Source organism: Acinetobacter sp. SWBY1 (genome assembly GCF_002946595.1).
Lineage (GTDB): Bacteria > Pseudomonadota > Gammaproteobacteria > Pseudomonadales > Moraxellaceae > Acinetobacter > Acinetobacter towneri.
The window spans coordinates 2415964-2432041 of the sequence record NZ_CP026616.1 but is presented as its reverse complement, the minus strand read 5'-3'; the positions used below and the strand labels follow the sequence as shown (position 1 = coordinate 2432041).

The 16078-nt window shown below is 42.4% G+C and carries 18 protein-coding genes; 6 read left to right on the top strand and 12 right to left on the bottom strand.

The features are described 5' to 3' along the window. Positions 1-40 precede the first annotated feature (40 nt). Together C3Y93_RS11660 and C3Y93_RS11655 are read right to left on the bottom strand one after the other, a co-directional pair. Positions 41-241, bottom strand: coding sequence for a hypothetical protein (locus tag C3Y93_RS11660; protein ID WP_104852993.1), 201 nt, complete (start codon positions 239-241; stop codon positions 41-43). A gap of 118 nt (positions 242-359) precedes the next feature. After that, positions 360-1628 carry a hypothetical protein gene (locus C3Y93_RS11655; RefSeq protein ID WP_104852992.1) on the bottom strand — a complete coding sequence of 423 codons (1269 nt, stop codon included), beginning with the start codon at positions 1626-1628 and terminating at the stop codon, positions 360-362. Positions 1629-1748: 120 nt separating this feature from the next. On the opposite strand from C3Y93_RS11655, the gene C3Y93_RS11650 reads away from it, so the two are divergent. Both C3Y93_RS11650 and C3Y93_RS11645 read left to right on the top strand, forming a co-directional pair. After that, the gene (locus C3Y93_RS11650) at positions 1749-2525 is read left to right on the top strand and encodes a class I SAM-dependent methyltransferase (protein WP_104852991.1); all 777 of its coding nucleotides are present in this window, start codon (positions 1749-1751) and stop codon (positions 2523-2525) included. 14 nt (positions 2526-2539) lie between these two features. Then, positions 2540-3094, top strand: coding sequence for a hypothetical protein (locus C3Y93_RS11645; protein WP_104852990.1), 555 nt, complete (start codon positions 2540-2542; stop codon positions 3092-3094). Between the two features lie 7 nt (positions 3095-3101). Here C3Y93_RS11645 and C3Y93_RS11640 read toward each other — a convergent pair whose 3' ends face one another. Then, the gene (locus tag C3Y93_RS11640) at positions 3102-4304 is read right to left on the bottom strand and encodes a TIGR03862 family flavoprotein (RefSeq protein WP_104852989.1); all 1203 of its coding nucleotides are present in this window, start codon (positions 4302-4304) and stop codon (positions 3102-3104) included. 6 nt (positions 4305-4310) lie between these two features. After that, positions 4311-5003 carry a tRNA (guanine-N(7)-)-methyltransferase gene (locus C3Y93_RS11635; protein WP_228153797.1) on the bottom strand — a complete coding sequence of 231 codons (693 nt, stop codon included), beginning with the start codon at positions 5001-5003 and terminating at the stop codon, positions 4311-4313. An 86-nt stretch (positions 5004-5089) separates the two neighbouring features. On the opposite strand from C3Y93_RS11635, the gene C3Y93_RS11630 reads away from it, so the two are divergent. Continuing rightward, positions 5090-5263: a DNA gyrase inhibitor YacG gene (locus C3Y93_RS11630; protein WP_104852987.1), complete on the top strand. Its 174-nt coding sequence runs from the start codon at positions 5090-5092 to the stop codon at positions 5261-5263. A 204-nt stretch (positions 5264-5467) separates the two neighbouring features. Continuing rightward, positions 5468-5647: a hypothetical protein gene (locus C3Y93_RS11625; RefSeq protein ID WP_004975984.1), complete on the top strand. Its 180-nt coding sequence runs from the start codon at positions 5468-5470 to the stop codon at positions 5645-5647. A 50-nt stretch (positions 5648-5697) separates the two neighbouring features. Here C3Y93_RS11625 and C3Y93_RS11620 read toward each other — a convergent pair whose 3' ends face one another. The 5 genes from C3Y93_RS11620 to C3Y93_RS11600 all read right to left on the bottom strand — a co-directional run bounded on the left by C3Y93_RS11620 (position 5698) and on the right by C3Y93_RS11600 (position 10088). Beyond that, entirely contained in the window at positions 5698-6342 is a 645-nt protein-coding gene (locus C3Y93_RS11620; RefSeq protein WP_104852986.1) for an MBL fold metallo-hydrolase, read from the bottom strand. 18 nt (positions 6343-6360) lie between these two features. Then, on the bottom strand, positions 6361-7374 hold the full coding sequence (gene hemH / locus C3Y93_RS11615) for a ferrochelatase (protein ID WP_104852985.1): 1014 nt from the start codon (positions 7372-7374) through the stop codon (positions 6361-6363). Between the two features lie 65 nt (positions 7375-7439). After that, the gene (locus tag C3Y93_RS11610) at positions 7440-8468 is read right to left on the bottom strand and encodes a DUF4062 domain-containing protein (protein WP_104852984.1); all 1029 of its coding nucleotides are present in this window, start codon (positions 8466-8468) and stop codon (positions 7440-7442) included. 86 nt (positions 8469-8554) lie between these two features. After that, positions 8555-9430 (bottom strand): glutamate racemase, encoded by an 876-nt coding sequence (murI, locus tag C3Y93_RS11605; RefSeq protein ID WP_104852983.1) that lies wholly within the window; start codon positions 9428-9430, stop codon positions 8555-8557. Positions 9431-9476: 46 nt separating this feature from the next. Continuing rightward, positions 9477-10088, bottom strand: a complete 612-nt coding sequence (locus tag C3Y93_RS11600; protein ID WP_004975967.1) for a DUF1285 domain-containing protein — start codon at positions 10086-10088, stop codon at positions 9477-9479. A 195-nt stretch (positions 10089-10283) separates the two neighbouring features. Between C3Y93_RS11600 and C3Y93_RS11595 the strand changes: the two genes are divergently transcribed. Together C3Y93_RS11595 and C3Y93_RS11590 are read left to right on the top strand one after the other, a co-directional pair. After that, on the top strand, positions 10284-11996 hold the full coding sequence (locus tag C3Y93_RS11595; protein ID WP_004975965.1) for an electron transfer flavoprotein-ubiquinone oxidoreductase: 1713 nt from the start codon (positions 10284-10286) through the stop codon (positions 11994-11996). Between the two features lie 405 nt (positions 11997-12401). Then, entirely contained in the window at positions 12402-13535 is a 1134-nt protein-coding gene (locus C3Y93_RS11590; protein ID WP_104852982.1) for a hypothetical protein, read from the top strand. Between the two features lie 137 nt (positions 13536-13672). Here C3Y93_RS11590 and C3Y93_RS11585 read toward each other — a convergent pair whose 3' ends face one another. The 3 genes from C3Y93_RS11585 to C3Y93_RS11575 are packed head-to-tail and all read right to left on the bottom strand — an operon-like array spanning position 13673 to position 15809. Beyond that, complete coding sequence (locus C3Y93_RS11585; RefSeq protein WP_158660401.1) at positions 13673-14194, bottom strand: autotransporter domain-containing protein; 522 nt, start codon at positions 14192-14194, stop codon at positions 13673-13675. Further along, complete coding sequence (locus C3Y93_RS11580) at positions 14104-15132, bottom strand: hypothetical protein (RefSeq protein ID WP_104852980.1); 1029 nt, start codon at positions 15130-15132, stop codon at positions 14104-14106. The genes C3Y93_RS11585 and C3Y93_RS11580 overlap by 91 nt, the downstream gene beginning before the upstream one ends. A gap of 20 nt (positions 15133-15152) precedes the next feature. Next, positions 15153-15809: a hypothetical protein gene (locus C3Y93_RS11575; RefSeq protein WP_104852979.1), complete on the bottom strand. Its 657-nt coding sequence runs from the start codon at positions 15807-15809 to the stop codon at positions 15153-15155. Positions 15810-16078: the final 269 nt, after the last annotated feature.

Sequence of the window (16078 nt, the reverse complement as noted above, 5' to 3'; positions counted from 1 at the left end):
AAGCACAAAAATAACTCAGCGCAAATAAATAAGCCTGCATTTAATCTGCAGGCTTATTCATGTGATAGCGTATCGATTTTTGAACTTGTCGGAATACATAAGCGCCTAATCCCAACAATACCAACAAACCTAAAGCGAAAAATAGATAAGCCTTCGGCTCAGGCGCATCTACAAATAAAGTCGCAGATAAAATGAAACTGGACAGCAAAACAAGCACAGCAGGCATCAACAACTTGGTCATACATACTACCCTTGGAATGATCAACAAAACCATGTTTTAAGATCATCTTAGCCCAATGGCAAAACAATACAAGTGTCTAAAATTTAAACCATCTAAATCATGGATCAAACTTTGCAGCTTACTGTTCCAGTTCTAGGGAAAATTTGGCAGTATCTGGCAAATCTTCTACAAAATCATTGCCGCCAAACTCATCACTGCTCAAGTTTAAATCTTTATAGCTCAACACAAAATAGTCGCTATATTTTTTCAATATTAATGGGTGCATGCCTGCAGCAAGCGCATCTTGTTCCTTGCATAGTTTCATGATATGACGATCATTCATACTAATTAAATAGCGTTCATCATTCAGATAAATTTGCACCAAACCACTGCCCTTTGCATAAATCGGAATCAGGAATTTATGGTTCAAAGCAATCGCATGTGCGGCATAGCTCTCAATTTTTTGGCTGATGATGTTAAACACCAAACCATGACCAAAATGGTCGAGCAAGACATTACGATTTTCATACGGCAACTGAATTTGTAAGCCAAGTTTGTTTAAATCGTGCTGATCGACCTGTTTATTACTAAGCAAAGAGCGAATCAGGTTTTGTTTTAACTTGGCATCAAAAAAGTTACTGTCTAGCTGTAAGTTATTGTATTTTAAAATACGACCTAAAGACCAACGATGATTCGGCAAGACATTTTCAATCACTTTACGATAGTAAAACTTGCTGTTCTTTTTCACCTTGCGAATTTTTTGGTAAAAGAACGGCGCATCAAAAGGATGGGTTAAAAAGTCATTCAGTAATTCAGAGTTGGCTAAAATCGCAATTGCATCATGCCCTGTAAATGGCAAATGTAAGGTATGTAAATGCGGAATTAAAGGCTGAATTTTTAAATAATGCCCACGATCTTCAGCATAATATTGGTCATAGACCACAATATATTCACGCTGTGCCGATACATCTTGCGCTTGAATGCGCATATTGGCATTTAAATCTGCCTGATAAAACATGTTATAGCGTGGGTCGTGAATATCTTCAGGGTCAATTGAATACTGCGGCACCAAAGCCACAATACGGTTTAAATCCAGCAAATTGGAATATTTAATTGCTGCATAGCCGCCCATTGAGCCGCCATAGCCCACTCGAATTTTAAACGAGGCAATCAGGTCTTGAATGGCTGCCAACATGGCGCGCATAGAAGCTTCAGGAAACCATGATTTTTCCTTAGGCATGACCCCAATCACATTAAAATGAAACTTTTCCAGTGATTTTTCGGCATTAATAGACGTTCCTTTGGCCCGTGTAATTAAATCGCCAAAAGAAAAAATCAGCTCCTGAGATGAGCCTTTCATGAAAATAGCGCGGATATGTCCGTCTTCAAAAATTATGTGTTTGTCCATTCCCACACCGGCGCCAAGGCGCTGAATTAAACCGTTACTTTAAACTTGAATACACTGTACGCAAGTTCAAAAGTGAATATGTTATTTTATAGATGCACAGCAGATTAAAAATCGCAAAATATGACACAATCTCTACATCCTGCCGCACAACAAGGCTTTGCTTTAGGGGCAAACCTATATCAACAAGTTCGCCCCAGTTACCCGCAAGAAGTCGATGTTTTCCTGCAAGATCGGCTCCAAGTTCCACTGAATAGCAATATTGTAGACTTGGGTTCTGGCACAGGAAAGTTCCTGCCACATTTGCTCAAACTGACAACTCAGCTTATAGCGGTAGATCCAGTTGCCAACATGTTAGCCCAATTAAAGCAACTTTACCCGCATGTTGAGACAATTCAGGCACGAAGTGAGCAATTACCACTCCCCGACCAGTGTGCAGATTTGGTGAGCTGTGCGCAATCTTTTCATTGGTTTGCCAATCTGCAAAGTTTAAAGGAAATTCACCGAATCTTAAAACCGCAAGGTCATTTGCTGTTAATTTGGAATCAACGTGATATTTCAGTCAATTGGGTCAATGCACTGGCAAAGATGATTTTGCCTTTTGAGGGCGATACACCGCGTTTTCACAATCAGGACTGGCGTCAGGTATTTGCCGATACAGATTTATTCCAACTTACTCACGAGCAGAAATTTCATCACACGCATGTTGGTACAGTTGAACAAGTCGTGTCTAAGCGTTTGCTTTCGACCAGTTTCATTGCTGCAATGCCAACTGAACAGCAACAACAACTCAAAACACAATTTGAACAATTAGTATTAGAATATACGAATAAGCATGTGCAAGATGAAATTGAATTTCCCTATTGTACACATTTGTATGTCTATCAAAAAGTTGAATGAGAGGGAGCAAATAAATGCAAATAACCTTTAAACACGCGATTGCTCCCTTAACAATTTTTTTGGCGTTCTCCCTCAGCGCTTGCGAGCGCAGCAAAGTAGAACATGCAGACAAACTCAGCCCTGAAGATCAAATCATGCAAACTCAGGTCGAGCAAGCCGCGATTCAACCCTTTGAAATGACTGCGGATGACCCGCATGACATTCAATTGCTGATGGATTATGAACAACGCCATGACCAAATGAGCAATGATTTGGAAGATGAGTTAGAACGCCTACATGAAAGCAAACAACTCGATGCTGCATTTGCACAAAATCGCCTGCAGGACAATGTTCAATCTGCCTTGAGTATGCTTAAAGAGCTGGATTTAAAAACGCCGCAAGGGCGTTATATTCAAGGCTTAATGAGTCATTATTGGGAACAGCAAGCGCAATATCTGGCAACTCAAAATACGGCTTCTGCACCTTATCCTGTCAGCAAACAACAACGACAGCAAGGCTTAGCAGACTTATTACAGGCGCAGCAACAACTAGAACATTGGCGTGGGCAATATCCACAACTAGATGAATAGCGTATTTTTACGGACGCTGCTGTAAATACTGATGCACTCCTTCAGCAGCAGCGCGTCCCGTAGCAAAACAGGCTGTCAGCAAATAGCCGCCCGTTGGTGCATCCCAATCCAGCATTTCACCACAAAGAAAAACGTGAGGATTAGAGTTTAACTGCAATTGTGCAGATAAAACCTCGCGTTTAACCCCGCCCGCGCAGCTAATTGCTTCTTCAATAGGACGAAAACCCTTTAAAGGCACCGTTAAATTTTTAATCTGCTGCGCCAATTGCATAGGTTGCTGCCAAAGGGCTTTATCCACCAACTCACGCACGACTGCAGACTTCACGGCATCCAAACCTGCCTTACGCCAAATATTGCTTACAGACTGTTTTTTGGAAGGTTGCAACTTTTGGTAGAGTTGCTCAACGGTTAAATCGGGTAGCAAATCGAGTTGTAACTGCAGCGGTTGTTGAGCGTGCTGCAACTGTCGCAATGCTCGCCCTTGCTTATAAATTAAGCCACTTTCCAAACCATAATGGCTAATCACAATATCGCCCATGCTCGCTTCAGCGCCTTTCACCCATGCTTGCACACGTTTTAAAGGTTGTCCAAAAACTGGCTGCATATAGTTAGACCAGTGACATTCCACCCCTGCATTACTGGCTTGAAAAGGCTGAATTTCATTGGCAGATAACCAACGCTGCCATGCACCATCGCTACCTAATTTCGACCACGACACAGCCCCACATGCCATCACAATGGCGGCAAACTGCTGTTGTTCAACTTGCGCTGTACTTAGATTTTGAATACTGAGTTGATTGTTCTTTAAATCACATACCTGATGCCGATAATGAAACTGCACGCCTGCATCAACCAAGCGTTTTAACCATGCGCGTAGCAAAGGTGCGGCTTTCATTTCTTGTGGAAAAATTCGCCCCGATGAACCTACATAAGACTGAATACCTAAACCCTGCATCCAGTTTTGAATCCAAGCCGCATCCCATTGTTGAATCCACGGCGCCAACCATTCCGCCCGATCATAACGCTGAATAAATTGTGCAATCAGTTCGGCATGTGAAATATTCAGCCCCGTTTTACCTGCCATCAAAAACTTACGTGCCGCTGAAGGTTTCTGCTCATAGACATGCACATCATAGGCATACTGACTCAGCACTTCGGCAGCCATTAGCCCTGCTGGCCCTGCTCCTATAATTGCAATGCGCTGTTTCATGCCTGTTTACTCAGTTGTTGCACTTGAGTCTGCAGAAACTTTCGCCTCAACTGCAGCAGGTGTTAAAGTCGGCTGCTGTCCTTGCAAAGGCTGAAAATCATCAAAACGGGTTGTATAAGCCGCAGGTTTGGTGATCAGCAGTTCCTGACAACGCTCACCACGTGCTAAATATTTGATTTCAAAATGAGTGCGTGCTGAATCCACTGGAACATCCTGCTGAATAAATGGCAATTTCCACACTTCAATCAGCTGTTGCTGTGCTTCTGCAATATATTCAGGAATATTACTTACCAAAGTAATACTGCCGCCTGCTTTTAAACGCGACAATAAAAACTCAAAAAATGGCATATTCAACCAACGCTGGGTGGCATTATGTGGTTCTGGATTCGGATATAAAATAAAGAATTGCCCAACTTGAGCAGGAAATAAAGCATGCACAATCCATGGAATGGCATCGGCATGCACAATTTGTAAGTTGTGCTGACCTTCAAGTTGATGCTGTTTTTGCATCGCTACAAATTTTTCGCGGGTACGCTCAATCGCAATTAATTTTTTATCGGGATGTTGCCCACTAAATAATAAAGCATGCCTGCCTTTTCCCGCACCAATTTCAACACAAATCGATTCATTGGCAATGGCTTGAAAATCACGAGGGGCATGCATACGCTGTGCTTGAAATTGACGAATTGGCATAATCAGATCAAACTTACAAAATTCGGCACAAGTCTACCAAGTCAGGTGCTATTTGCCTAATCCAATCCTGCATTTTTCATTTGGAGTTGATCATGCCACGCTCTTTTCCTTGCCCACGTTGTGGCAAACCTTCGCAATGGGAAAATAATCCATTTCGTCCTTTTTGTTCCGAACGTTGCAAGCTCATTGATTTAGGTGCATGGGCAAATGATGAATACAGACTGCCAACGCAGGATGCGCCTCAAGCAGAAAATTCTGAAGAATAAGCAATAAATTACCACGCCAAATATTGCCTAAAACTACACGCAGTTTCATGGAATTTTTCACATTTTTAGAAAAATTGCTCAAAACTTAGTTGTTCTATAATTGCTTTCAGCAGAAATAGCACAGGTTATACTTTGCACTGTTCGTGACTCCGTCACTGCACATAACAATAAAGAAAGCAAAAAATAACCTAGGAACATCTCACCATGGAAATCATGTTAAAAGGAATTGTAATGCTGTGTATTTTACTCTCTACCAGCAGTTTAGGCTTTGGACTATATGCGCATGATTTACTCATGCTGTGCATAGGCATCTTACTGACAATTTTTACAATGCTGTTTGCAATTGAAAGCAAACAAATGCTGAATAATCCCTTTCGCAAATAAAAAAGTCAGCGACTGCTGACTTTTTCTTAAAGTATAAATACACACTGCTTCTAACCTGCTTGCCCTGCTACAAACGGGTTATGCTGTTTTTCAAATCCAATGGTACTGATGGGACCATGCCCCGAAATAAACTGAGTGTCATCGGGCAAACTAAAACATTCGCGCTGAATTGAATCTAGCAATTGTTGATGATTCCCACGTGGAAAATCGGTGCGTCCAATCGAGCCTTTAAATAGCACATCACCCGTCCACAAAATGCCATATTTGGCGTTATAGAACATCACATGACCTGGAGTATGCCCTGGGGCATAGCGCACTTCAAAACTTTCTTCACCGAGTTGTAGCACTTCACCACCGTCTAGCCACTGGCTCACAGTGACTTTTTCAGGGATAGGAAAACCATAACGCGCAGATACTTCTTGCAACTGATCTAGCCAAAAAGCATCTTCTTTCTGTGGACCAATCACAGGAACATTCCAGTAATGTTGCAACGCACCAACAGCCCCCGCATGGTCTAAATGTCCATGAGTGAGCCACAAAGCTTTCACCGTTAAACCCAACGCTTCAACTTCGGCTTTCAGCTTTTCAGGCTCACCGCCTGCATCAATCAAAATTGCTTCTTTGCTTTCTGCATCCCACACAATCGAGCAGTTTTGCTGAAAAGCGGTGACGGGAACAATTTTGACTTGCAACATGGTGGCGAACCTCAAAAATTAATGGCTTAGGTTAAGCTTTACAGCATCAAGATTAGCTTGAAGTAAATGTTTGAGCAAATCCAAATGATCGGCACGGGTATTCAGTGCAGGAATATAGGCATATTCTTTGCCACCTGCTTGTAAAAACAATTCTGCGTTTTGAATTGCCAATTCTTCTAGCGTTTCCAAACAATCTGCAGAAAAAGCAGGACTCATAATTTGCACCGACTTCACGCCCTGCTGTCCCCATTCTTCTAACAAAACATCCGTATAGGGTTTGACCCATTCTTGTTTGCCAAAACGTGACTGGAAGCTAATTGCCCACTGATCATCATTTAAATTTAAAGCATCGGCAAGCAATTTGGCCGTGATCCGACAACGCTCTGCATACGGATCACCCTTATCGGCATACGGCTGTGGAATGCCATGAAACGACATCAATAATTTTTCTGCCACACCATGCTCGGCTTGAAATTCACGCACACTTTGCGCCAACGCCTGAATGTATAAAGGATGCTGATAATAATCACGAATGATGGATAAGCCCGGCAAATTACGCTGCTGTGGCACCCATTTGGCAACGGCATCATATAAAGGTGCAGTCGAAGTTGCCGAATATTGTGGAAATAAAGGGAACAAAATCACGTGATCTTGAGGATTTTGACTCAAAGCTGCCAAAGCCTGTTGAATACCCGGATTGCCATAGGTCATTACCGGTAGAATATTCAATTCAAACTCAGGATATAGCGGCAATAACTGCTGTTTTAAAGCATCAACCTGTTGCAACAAAATTTCCCGCATCGGTGAATCTTGCTGCCAGACCATGGCATAAGCATGTGCAACACGCTTAGGACGAAATGGCAAAATGAATAAGTTCAAAATGATTTGCCAAATCGGTTTTGGAATTTCAATCACCCGTTGATCGGATAAAAACTGCTTTAAAAAACGGCGAACCGCTGCTGCAGTCGGTTCATCAGGCGTACCTAAATTGGCTAAAAGAACGGTTACTTTGGGTTTTGCTGTAGACAACATTCAGCCCTCGTGTCTGATGATTGAGCCCGACTACTTTAACAGTTTTTTCACTCTGTATTGAGAGATTAATACGGTGTTTTAAATGAATAAACCCGATCGGTATCTAGCAAATTGCTCTCTAAAAGTTTTTGCGCTTTTGCCGTGGTTTGCCACAACATCCGCTGACGATCATCACGCCCCGCCTGCACAATCCAGTCATTTTGACGCATTTGCATTTTAATCTGATGCAAGGCCCGAATATTGATTTGGGCACGTGCAACTGCATGCGCACGTGGCATGATCCGACGTGCATCCTCCAAACCAGTTTCATTCAAATATTCATTCATGCGTTTCGAAAAATATTCTTCAGGGGTTGGATGAATAAAAGTATTGCCTAAAATTGCCAACAACTGCGCCCAACTTAAACTTCGCTCAACTTTCAGCTCTCTAAAGTTACCATCCTGATAGGCATGCATGCGATATTCAAAACGATATGATTCATTCATCGACACTTTAGATACGCTTAGAAACGGGTCTGCTTCGCGCTGTCCCACATCGGTTTCCAGCTGACGTAACTTACTTTTTAAACGTTCAATTTCATCATGCAAAGCTTGTGTATTTTGCGGGCGCACCCAACCAGAAGTCGGATAACGTTCTAGCATTTGCGACATATTAAAGCGGACAGCAAGCTCTAAATCACGCAGAGTGCGGTAGCTAAACACCTGATCGACATCTTGTTGTAATAATTTACGGAACTCTTTGAATTTTTCACGCAATTCAGGTTTTTCATCATGTAAAGATGAATCACGTGAATCTGGGTCTTCGTGCATAAATACAATGATCGGCTTTTGCTTGGTGACTGCATAAATATACTCTAAATGCATATACCCCACGCCCGACACCGATTGCTCACCGTACTGGCTGCCCAATAGAATCACCACATAATCACAATCATCAATTTGACGGCGTGCAAATGCAGTGCTGAGTGGGGTACGTTGTTCTAAACCCCACGAAAAAAAACCCATTCCCACCAATGTTTGTGCCAAGATCACTCGTTCTGGCTGCATATCTGCCCCAGACGTCGAGATAAAGACCTGATAGCGCTTATCGAGCATTGGTTTCCCCTCTCCTATTGCCATTACAAGTCGGTCACCGTCTACTTGTAATGCCTTTCCCCAATCATAAAAAAATTATCTTAAAGTCAGTCCACAGTACTCACATTTGCGATACTCCAAGAAATATTGCCTGGAATAAGATGCTGCAACACGGGCTTTAATTGTTCTGCATTGTTCCCGCTGACATAACACGCAATTTGTAAAGTATCTGCCAAACTTTGTTCAAATAATAACTCATTTTTAATTAAAATGCGGGAAGTTTGACGCGCAACGGCAATTCCTGAGTCAATTAATGTCAGTTTCTGACCAAAAATGGACTCAATCGCAGGTTTTAGGAAAGGATAATGGGTACAACCGAGCACCAAATAGTCCGCGCCCTGATCGACCACAGGTTGCAAACTCTGCTGTAAGGAACTTAAACATGCCTTACTCATTTGCGCCCCTTGCTCAACAAAAGGCACTAAATCTAGATTGGTGACATTCAAGACTTGCACTTGAGCAGGAATCGCAAAACGCTGCATCACATCTTTAATAAGTTGTCCGCGAAAAGTCGCAGGCGTCGCAAGTACAGCCACAGTTTTGCTTTGGCTATTTAATACGGCAGGCTTTAAAGCAGGCACTAAACCAATAATGGGAAAATCTTCGCCGTAATGATCGCGCAGATAATCTAGACTAAAAGCAGAAGCAGTATTACACGCCACGACCGCAACTTTACAACCTTGTCGATATAACCATTCGATTGCAGCTGCAGTGAGTTCTCGAATATTTTGATCATCACGTGGGCCATACGGCACATGTGCAGTATCGGCATAATAAAGGATGCGCTCATTGGGCAAATATTCTGCAATTTCAATGGCAACTGACAAGCCTCCTATGCCCGAATCAAAAATACCAATTGGCGCACTGGCTTGTGCTTTTGGCATGGCTTGATTTAAGGGAGAAACAGGATGAATGGCTGTCATAGCAAGAGATTCAGCAATACAAAATGGGATGAATAAAGCTTAAACCTCAGCTGCTTAAATGCAAGTGCAAATCACCACTTTTCAACGATAAAATCGTTTCGCCCTGCGCATTTTCACTCAGCTCGCCCAATTCCACCAAATGTAAAAAAGCCGCACGCTGAATCAGGGCATTAATACCAAAACGCACATGCACATAAGGACGCAGCTCACCTGCATATTCACGCATAAAAATAGGATGCTCGGCATCAACAATCACAATATCCTGATGTGTAGTGATAAGTTGAATATAATTTTGCTGTCCGATTTCGACCACATCAACCTGATTGATGAACAAAGGCTCATCTTCTACCTGGATTTCAATTTGTTCCACTGGGGTTTTTAAATAAAACTTGCCCTGCTCTTTCCATAACACACTAGAAAACAGATCAACCAATGCCTGACGTTTGATCAATTGACCTTCGTGCCACCATTCTCCATTGGCTTTGACCAGCAAATCCATTGCTCCACAATGCTTTGGATGCCATTGCTCCAAAGGAGGGATTGATCTTTTGTGACCTGACTGTCCAGTTTTTATATATTGTGCAATGTGCATTAAATTTTTATTATCAGCCGTAGCTACATTTTCTGTCGGTTTGATTGAATTATCGTCATGCTTCATGCTGCAGTACCTTACTGACGGAAAAATAATACGATTCAGCCAATTGGCTAAGACTCGGTTTAAAACTATACTAGCTCACAATACTTACCCATACTGTAAAAGACACGATTAAATTTGTGTCTGGCAACTAAAAATACTCATGGCAGCACCGTTGCTTGATGCGGTTGCCACCTTCAATTATATGAGGAGTCCTACATGGAACACATCGAACGTGAATCGATGGAGTTTGACGTAGTCATCGTAGGCGCAGGCCCTGCGGGTCTTTCTGCTGCGATCAAAATTCGTCAACTTGCAATTGAAAACAATTTAAATGATCTGTCCGTTTGTGTGGTCGAAAAAGGCTCTGAAGTTGGTGCGCATATCCTTTCGGGTGCAATTCTTGAGCCTCGCGCCATCAACGAGTTATTTCCTAACTGGAAAGAAGAAGGTGCGCCTTTAAATGTGCCTGTGACTGAAGATAAAACTTTCTTCTTGATGTCACCTGAAAAAGCTCAGCAAGCACCGCATTGGATGGTGCCTAAAACCATGCATAACGATGGTAACTACGTGATCTCGTTAGGCAACGTGGTGCGTTGGTTAGGTCAAAAAGCCGAAGAATTAGAAGTTTCTATTTTCCCTGGCTTTGCGGCATCTGAAATTCTTTACCATGCCGATGGTACGGTTAAAGGCATCCAAACTGGTGACATGGGCATTGGTAAAGATGGCGAGCCAACGCATAACTTCACACCGGGTTATGAACTACATGCCAAATACACCATTTTCGCAGAAGGCTGTCGTGGTCATTTAGGTAAGCGTTTAATCCAGCAATTCAATTTGGATAAAGATGCCGATCCGCAACACTACGGGATTGGTATTAAAGAACTTTGGGAAATTGACCCTGCAAAACACAAACCAGGTTTAGTCATGCACGGTGCAGGCTGGCCATTAAGTGAAACAGGTTCTTCAGGCGGTTGGTGGTTATACCACGCAGAAAACAACCAAGTGACTTTGGGTATGATTGTGGACTTGTCGTATACCAACCCACACATGTATCCATTTATGGAAATGCAGCGCTGGAAAACTCACCCTCTAATTAAACAGTATCTAGAAGGCGGCAAGCGTATTTCTTATGGTGCACGTGCTGTGACCAAAGGTGGCTTTAACTCATTGCCAAAATTCACCTTCCCAGGTGGTTCTTTAATTGGTGATGATGCAGGCTTCTTAAACTTTGCCAAAATCAAAGGCTCTCATACCGCCATGAAGTCTGGCATGCTTTGCGGTGAAGCAGTATTTGAAGCGATTGCTGCAGGTGTCGCAAAAGGCGGTGACTTGGCGATTGCTCGCGTAACTGAAGGCGAAGATTTCTTTGTGAAAGAGCTAACGGCTTACACTGAAAAATTCAACAACAGCTGGCTGAAAGAAGAACTTTATAGCGCACGTAACTTTGGCCCTGCAATGCATAAGTTTGGTCAATGGATGGGTGGTGCGTTTAACTTTATCGACCAGAACGTGTTTAAAGTACCATTTACTTTGCATGATTTAGTGCCTGATTTCAGCGCACTCAAAACTGTAGATGCAACCAGCTTTAAACCGAACTATCCAAAACCAGATGGCAAGCTGACTTTTGACCGTTTATCTTCAGTGTTCGTATCGAATACCGTACATGAAGAAAATCAGCCAGCACACTTAAAGTTGACAGATACCTCTATTCCAGTGAACGTAAACTTACCTAAATGGGATGAGCCTGCACAGCGCTACTGCCCTGCGGGTGTTTATGAAATCATGGAAAATGATGATGGTTCAAAACGCTTCCAGATTAACGCAGCCAACTGTGTTCACTGTAAGACTTGTGACATTAAAGACCCATCACAGAACATCACTTGGGTAACACCTGAAGGTGGCGGTGGTCCGAATTACCCGAATATGTAATTGCGAATCGCAATTGAGAAACCCAAAAGCAGTGCCTCGGCACTGCTTTTTTATACACAGTTTACAAAATTACCAAGGTCTCATAATCCCTTACATTTTTCAGGTATTTCTCTATTCAAAAGCAGGCGATTGAATAACTTTCCTTGTTATGCTGTTTTTGCTTATTTTTTATCTTTTCTATTTTTAGTTTTTTATTTCGTTTTTTTCAGACTTGAACAACCGAAAATGTTGTTTTGTCAGCTTTTATACAATGCTATTCGGCATTTTATGCAGCACTTAGCACGGTAGCAAAATGTTGTAGATGCTGACTAAAACTGACTGGAGTGGAGTATAAAGCAGTACTTTGAGTTTTATCTTGCTCAAGCATTTGGTTGTTCTTATTTTCATTAGAAGAGGAATTCCAACATGCTTAATTTAACAGACACCCTCAACCAACTTAAAAATGTGCAGGCACAACCTGCAGTCAGCTTATTTCTACCCACACATCGTACCTTTCCAGACAATCAGCAAGATGTGATTGCTCTTAAAAACCAACTTAAACAACTCGAAGAACGCCTGTTGGCAGACTATGACAAACGTCTGGTGGCACAAATTTTAGAACAGATTCATCATCAAACCAAAGATTTGAATCCCAACTACCATTTAGACAGTCTGGCTATTTTTGCCACAGCCGACAGTGCACAAGTACTGCGTCTGCCATTCCCTACCCAAGAACGTATTGTGATTGATCAACAATTTTCAGTGCGTGATTTTATTCGTGAGCTATCTTATGCAGTGCAATACTATGTGGTAGTGATCAGTCGTGAAGTTGGACGTCTGATTAAGGCCTCCAATGATCGTGTAATCCATGAGTTTTCTGTAGATGACAGCGACTTGAATGAACGACTGCCACATGGTGCATTTCCTGTTCAAAATGATAACTTATATAGCACCAGCGGTGCAGAACGTGCCACAGCCGCCAATGAAGACCGTTTACTCAAAGAGTTTTTAAACCGTGTCGATAAAAATGTGCAAACTGTACGTGCCAGTGAGCCATTGGGCTTGGTCATTGTGGGTGATCGACGCAATATCAGTTTTTATGAATCTATTTGCGACCAACCCAATGCCATTATTTTCAGTGTAGATAACGTCACTCAGCTAGAACAAGGCAGCGCACAACACATTATTGACAGTATTCAGACCGAGCTAAAAAGCCATCAACAACAATTGCATCAGCAACATGCGCAGCAACTGGATGAACTCTATGCCAGTGACCGTGTTGTGACCGATCTGCAGCAAATTTATCAGGCAGTGTTGCAAAATAATGTCGATACTTTATATGTTCAACAAGGCTACATGCAGACAGGTTGGGTCGATACCGACCAGCAACGAATTTATCTAGATCAAGCGCACGCACCTGACAGCGCACAAGCCACAGACGATGTGATCAACCATATTATTGATGCAGCACAGCAACACGCTGCCAATATCGTATTTATTCCTGCCGATTATTTACAGTCCAAAGCACCACTGACTTTAATGAGTCGCTATGCGGTCTAAAACTCAGTCCATTTGACTGTGATCTAAAAAACAGCCATGCAGATTTATCTACATGGCTGTTTCAATCAAGATTCAAACTTCTCATTCATACGCAAATCTACGCTTTTTCATGACTTTCTCATGAATAAAACGATCAATTAGAATCGAGTCGTTACCGCCAACTGTACCCGATGACTGTCGCTATGTGATCGCCCGCTATATTCATAATTCAAATTGAGAAAACTATGTTGTCCAAAGTGAAGTTGTGAACCTAAGGCAGCATGATATTGACCTTGATCGGCATGCCATGCATCAAACTTCAGTTTCTCCGCTGTGCCTACATAATGGGTATCTAAATATGCTTTTTCCTGAATCGGTTGGCTGTAATACAAGCTGCCTTGCAATTGCCATGCTGGATTCAACTGGTAATTGGCTTGCAAACCTGCACCAAAATTCCAGCGCTGCATCACCAAATCATCTAAGCTGTTGACACCATCCTGCTGAGTTTGTTCGGCATGAACATAATGTTGGAACGAAGCGTCTAAATACGGTTGAATCTGCATTTTTTGACTGAGTGGATAGCTATAATCTAGACGCAAACCTGCGGCATACATTTGTCCATCAAACTGTATTTTTTGTGCTTGAGCATGACCACGCTGCGCGTCAACATCCACCTGCATGCCTTTAACCATGCCGCGACACTTAAATCACGATTAAGCTGCTGTGCTGTCCCCATAGTTAGTGCATAGGCTTTGCTCTGACTGCTATTTTTTGAGCCTGTTTGTACGGCATCATCTAAGTTCAGTTGACTGAAATCGGCCTGCGCTGCCAAGGTCATCCCTGCTAGTTTTGTTGCCACACCAACACCTTGATGATGACTACGGCGCTCACTATTTAAGCCGACATAATCCATATCATAACTTTGGTAATCACCCGAAAACCAAAGTTGTTTGGGTTGTGCGGTTGCCAAACGCTGTGCAAACTGACGTTCTTGCTTGCTGCTTTCTTCTGCGACATTTAAAACGGTATTGGCATAAAAACTTGGATCAAGTTGATGAAACAGTTGATTCAATGCCTGCGTAGAAACTGTACTTTCAGCAGCATTGCTATAACGTATAGTTTGAGCAAAATTGTTAAATAAGCGATTGGCAAAAACTTTTTCAGCATCTTCCAGCGTTTCTAACTGTTGTTTCTGATCAAGACTTGCTAAAACTACATCTAAATTACGGGCAACCTGAGTACGTCCTTCAAGTTCAGCAGCAAGAGCCGCCACCGTTTCAGTCGATTTACGCTTTGCCGTAATCACCACATCGGTATTGATTGTATCTGCCGCACGTACAGGCTCGCCCGTTGCATTCAGTTCAGGACGATAACTAACTTGTGTCAACTCAAATAATGGATTGCTTGAGCGATAAGCATCGAACTCACGCTGTACGCCTTGTTGCGCACGTAATACGGTAGTTTGTGAACCTTGTGCAGTAATAAGTGGCTGATCAAGTGGCACTTCATCAAACAGGTTCAAAGTCCCTGCCAAATTGGCGGTTCCCGTTACCGTCAGCAAATTGCCAAAACGTGCTTTAAAACCCGCATGTTGCTGCTGATCTGCAGCAATCTGCATCGAATAGTTGCCTGTGATGGTTAAATTGCCTTCGTTTCAAGAAATGCACTGCCTGTTTCGACTTCTAAAGTGTTTTGTGAGGGTTCAAGTTCTTGAATCGTACTACCCATCTCAACTTCAGATGTATCTTGTGGTACTTCAATATCTTGAATCGCACTATCGACCAAGACGGTGTCGGTTAAAACAGGCTCGGCTACTGGTGGAGCTACCACATCGACTGGTTGCTCTACTTCTGACGGAGGTGATTCAAGTGTAGGTATCGTATCAGGCTGATTGACATCATTATTTTCTAAAACGGTAGCATCATCGCTAGGTACAGCATCATTGCTGTCTAAAAGTGAATCTTCAGTTGGTGATGTATTGCCATGATCTGTACTGCCACCACTCAAACCACCACCATTGGATGATACATCGCCATGATCTAGCTCTAAATTCACAGGAGGTTGATCGGTAATGGGTGCAGATGGTGCGACAGGTTGCTCTACTCCGCTGCCAATGCCTTCATTTGTAGTCGGTTGATCTTCTTGGCTGACATTTTCTGCCCCCAACACATCAGTGACTTGAACTGTGCTTGGCTGAGAGCCTGAACCCGATGAACAGCCTGAGATACTCATGGCCAATAAACACGCCACACTCAGTGGCTTTAAAGAAAAGTTTTGCTTTTTATCTAAAATCATACCGTACTCAATCAAAATGATGATAACGCAAGATTTATTGATGATTGATCACGTAAAAAATTAAGCAGATTTTGCTCAGTCTAAATGGCATATTTTTTTAAGATAAAGACAATCAGTTAAGCCCCCCAAAATTATTTTTCTTAACTTGACTACTTTAATGCGACAGCTTAATCAGCTTTTTCAGCCTTATAAAACATAACTCTGTACACGACAAAAATAGATAACTCATTGAAATAATGTCACAATAATTGTTTTCTAACGACGAATAC

Coding starts and splice junctions, on each gene's coding strand:
- C3Y93_RS11660 (WP_104852993.1), bottom strand. CDS start 241: ATGACCAAGTTGTTGATGCCTGCTGTGCTTGTTTTGCTGTCCAGTTTC.
- C3Y93_RS11655 (WP_104852992.1), bottom strand. CDS start 1,628: ATGGACAAACACATAATTTTTGAAGACGGACATATCCGCGCTATTTTC.
- C3Y93_RS11650 (WP_104852991.1), top strand. CDS start 1,749: ATGACACAATCTCTACATCCTGCCGCACAACAAGGCTTTGCTTTAGGG.
- C3Y93_RS11645 (WP_104852990.1), top strand. CDS start 2,540: ATGCAAATAACCTTTAAACACGCGATTGCTCCCTTAACAATTTTTTTG.
- C3Y93_RS11640 (WP_104852989.1), bottom strand. CDS start 4,304: ATGAAACAGCGCATTGCAATTATAGGAGCAGGGCCAGCAGGGCTAATG.
- C3Y93_RS11630 (WP_104852987.1), top strand. CDS start 5,090: ATGCCACGCTCTTTTCCTTGCCCACGTTGTGGCAAACCTTCGCAATGG.
- C3Y93_RS11625 (WP_004975984.1), top strand. CDS start 5,468: ATGGAAATCATGTTAAAAGGAATTGTAATGCTGTGTATTTTACTCTCT.
- C3Y93_RS11620 (WP_104852986.1), bottom strand. CDS start 6,342: ATGTTGCAAGTCAAAATTGTTCCCGTCACCGCTTTTCAGCAAAACTGC.
- hemH (WP_104852985.1), bottom strand. CDS start 7,374: ATGTTGTCTACAGCAAAACCCAAAGTAACCGTTCTTTTAGCCAATTTA.
- C3Y93_RS11610 (WP_104852984.1), bottom strand. CDS start 8,468: ATGCTCGATAAGCGCTATCAGGTCTTTATCTCGACGTCTGGGGCAGAT.
- murI (WP_104852983.1), bottom strand. CDS start 9,430: ATGACAGCCATTCATCCTGTTTCTCCCTTAAATCAAGCCATGCCAAAA.
- C3Y93_RS11600 (WP_004975967.1), bottom strand. CDS start 10,088: ATGAAGCATGACGATAATTCAATCAAACCGACAGAAAATGTAGCTACG.
- C3Y93_RS11595 (WP_004975965.1), top strand. CDS start 10,284: ATGGAACACATCGAACGTGAATCGATGGAGTTTGACGTAGTCATCGTA.
- C3Y93_RS11590 (WP_104852982.1), top strand. CDS start 12,402: ATGCTTAATTTAACAGACACCCTCAACCAACTTAAAAATGTGCAGGCA.
- C3Y93_RS11585 (WP_158660401.1), bottom strand. CDS start 14,194: ATGCAGGTGGATGTTGACGCGCAGCGTGGTCATGCTCAAGCACAAAAA.
- C3Y93_RS11580 (WP_104852980.1), bottom strand. CDS start 15,132: ATGCAGATTGCTGCAGATCAGCAGCAACATGCGGGTTTTAAAGCACGT.
- C3Y93_RS11575 (WP_104852979.1), bottom strand. CDS start 15,809: ATGATTTTAGATAAAAAGCAAAACTTTTCTTTAAAGCCACTGAGTGTG.